The organism is Dellaglioa sp. CoH-56-MRSF-10 (genome assembly GCF_056782175.1).
Map to the genome: position 1 here is coordinate 1 of NZ_JBXAYF010000029.1, position 495 is coordinate 495.

Here is a 495-nt window from a genome sequence, read left to right on the forward strand (position 1 = left end):
GCACTCCGTATGGGCCGCCCGGGCTACGCTTCACCGCGCCGGGTGTTTGCGGGTAACAACGGTGGCGCAGTGTCGGTGACGGCCGCTGCGATTCTGTCGGGCAACGCTAAGCTCCCGTTCTCAGCGTTCTAAACCACATTCCCTAATTTAAGGGGAGACAGGAGAACTGCACAATTAATCAGTTCTCCTGCTTAATTTCCACACTGGAGAAAACACATGTCTATCTATTTCCCGGGTTCGAAGATCGAGCAAAGCACCGAAATGCTGGTTGCGCTCGGCGCTCAATTCACGGCCGAAGGCCAAGCAGTTGTCCGCACGCAAGGCAACACGGCTGCTGGCGTGCAGCCTTCGACGGGTCAAGCAACTGATCTGTTCGTTGGTTTCTCGTTCGCAGGTACGTCGGCAGCTCCGTTCGCTGAAGCTACCTACAACAAGGTCGAAACCTTCTTGGTCCCGGCTACGGGCAGCGTGAAACTGTCGCTGGTGCCGACGACT

The 495-nt window shown here is 57.0% G+C and carries 1 protein-coding gene; it reads left to right on the top strand.

Annotated features, from left to right (window positions below; translation table 11 throughout):
• Positions 1 to 216: 216 nt before the first annotated feature.
• A partial coding sequence (locus AC1RP4_RS07660) for a hypothetical protein (protein WP_481763222.1) occupies positions 217 to 495 on the top strand: 279 nt, incomplete at its 3' end.